We start from the raw sequence: 2,184 nt of genomic DNA, 5'->3' as shown, positions 1-2,184 counted from the left end.
TTTAAAATTTTTAAAAACTCTCGACTAACCTGTACCTTTAAATAGGAAGGTTTATATGTTATATGATATTAAAATGGTTACCTAATAATAGGTAACCATTTTTGATCATTTCAAATTACGCTTTACGCCAAGTCGTGCCACTTGCACTATCTTCAATCACTACGCCCATTTCTTTTAATTTATCTCGTGCTGCATCTGCTGCTGCCCAATCTTTATTGGCTCGTGCTTGATTACGTTGCTGGATTAATGCTTCAATCACTTGGGTTTCATCATCATCTAAGCCAGCTTGTAAAAAGGTTTCTGGATCTTGGTATAACAAACCTAATACACCAGCTAACTCACGCATTCTAGCTGCAAAAGCAGCTGCTTGTGGTTGCTGTTCTGCTTTTAATTTATTTAATTCTCGTGCCATATCGAATAATACGGATAATGCACCTGGTGTATTAAAATCATCATCCATCGCAGCTTTAAATGCGGCAACAAAATCTTCTCCTCCCGCTGGCGCAATAGTCGCATCTGTACCACGTAAAGCCGTATATAAACGCTCTAAAGCAGAATGAGCTAATTTAAGATTTTCTTCACTGTAATTCAGTTGGCTACGGTAGTGTGCAGTGAGTAAGAAATAACGTACACTTTCTGCATCATAATGTTGCAATACATCACGGATAGTAAAGAAATTGCCTAACGATTTAGACATCTTTTCTTTATCGACCATAATCATCCCAGAATGTAACCAGTAATTCACATAGGCTCCACCATGTGCACAGCACGATTGTGCAATTTCATTTTCATGATGAGGGAACATTAAGTCTGAACCACCACCATGAATATCAAAATGTTCGCCCAGTTGCTTGCAGTTCATCGCAGAACATTCAATATGCCACCCAGGACGTCCTGCTCCCCAAGGTGACTGCCAGCTAGGTTCATTCTCTTTTGACATTTTCCATAAGACAAAATCCATTGGATTTTTCTTAATCCCATTAATTTCAACTCTTGCCCCTGCTTGTAATTGACTAAGATCTTGGCGTGATAATTTACCGTAATCTGCAAATGAATCGACATCAAACATCACATCACCATTATCTGCAATATAGGCGTGTCCATTAGCAATTAATTTCTCAACTAAAGCGATAATTTCTGCAATATGATGAGTTGCTCTTGGTTCAAAATCGGGGCGTAAAATATTTAATGCATCAAAATCTCGATACATCTCTGCAACCATACGATCTACTAATTGCTCGCAAGTTTCATGATTTTCTAATGCTCTTTTAATAATTTTGTCATCTACATCCGTAATATTACGTACATAAGTCAGTTGATGCCCTAAATAACGTAAATAGCGTGCAATTACATCAAAGCTAACAAATGTTCTTCCGTGTCCAATATGACAAAGATCATAAACAGTTACTCCACAAACATACATTCCGACTTGATTTGGATGAATAGGGGTAAAAATTTCTTTTTCTCGTTTTAACGTATTGAAAATCTTTAACATATTAATGACCTTTTATAAATAATGAACTACATCTGCTCGATTTCACAAAAATAGACCACTTTTGTATTTTGTGGAATAATAACGCCGTTTTTTACAACGCTATTTAAGGAACAGCTAATGATAATACTACATACCAATTTTGGCGATATTAAAATTGCATTAAATTTTGAAAAAGCACCAATTACCGCAGAAAACTTTCTAAATTACTGCAAAGAAGGCTTTTATAACAATACTATTTTCCATCGTGTTATTGATGGCTTTATGATTCAAGGCGGTGGTATGGAACCGGGAATGAAAGAAAAAGCCACTAAAGCTCCAATTCGTAATGAAGCAAATAATCGCTTGAGTAATAAACGTGGCACTATCTCAATGGCACGTACTTCTGATCCACATTCAGCTTCAGCACAATTCTTCATTAATGTTGCTGATAATGCTTTCTTAGATTACCGTGCTAAAGAGATGTTCGGCCGTGAAGTTGTCCAAGAGTGGGGTTATGCTGTATTTGGTGAAGTAGTCGAAGGTATGGATGTTGTTGATAAAATCCGTGGCGTAAAAACTACTCGCAAAGGCTACCATGATGATGTCCCAGTAGAGGATGTTGTTATTCAATCTGTTACTGTAGAAGAGTAATCTCTATTATCCTAGGTACAACGGTATCTAGGATAATTCCTTAATCATATTACTTGCCA

The 2,184-nt window shown here is 36.7% G+C and carries 2 protein-coding genes; one reads left to right on the top strand and one right to left on the bottom strand.

The annotated features are described in order from the left end of the window. Positions 1 to 115: 115 nt before the first annotated feature. Positions 116 to 1,495 (bottom strand): cysteine--tRNA ligase, encoded by a 1,380-nt coding sequence (gene cysS / locus PF272_RS02130; RefSeq protein ID WP_271141435.1) that lies wholly within the window; start codon positions 1,493 to 1,495, stop codon positions 116 to 118. Positions 1,496 to 1,612: 117 nt separating this feature from the next. Between cysS and PF272_RS02125 the strand changes: the two genes are divergently transcribed. Further along, the gene (locus tag PF272_RS02125; protein WP_065235141.1) at positions 1,613 to 2,125 is read left to right on the top strand and encodes a peptidylprolyl isomerase; all 513 of its coding nucleotides are present in this window, start codon (positions 1,613 to 1,615) and stop codon (positions 2,123 to 2,125) included. Positions 2,126 to 2,184 lie beyond the last annotated feature (59 nt).

Source organism: Gallibacterium faecale, from assembly GCF_027920745.1.
In the GTDB taxonomy this organism is placed as follows: domain Bacteria; phylum Pseudomonadota; class Gammaproteobacteria; order Enterobacterales; family Pasteurellaceae; genus Gallibacterium; species Gallibacterium faecale.
Note: the sequence above shows the minus strand (reverse complement) of the source record. Positions and strands in the feature narration are given on the sequence as shown.

Excerpts from the sequence above, each read along its gene's own strand:
- cysS (WP_271141435.1), bottom strand. The coding sequence starts at position 1,495 with ATGTTAAAGATTTTCAATACGTTAAAACGAGAAAAAGAAATTTTTACC.
- PF272_RS02125 (WP_065235141.1), top strand. The coding sequence starts at position 1,613 with ATGATAATACTACATACCAATTTTGGCGATATTAAAATTGCATTAAAT.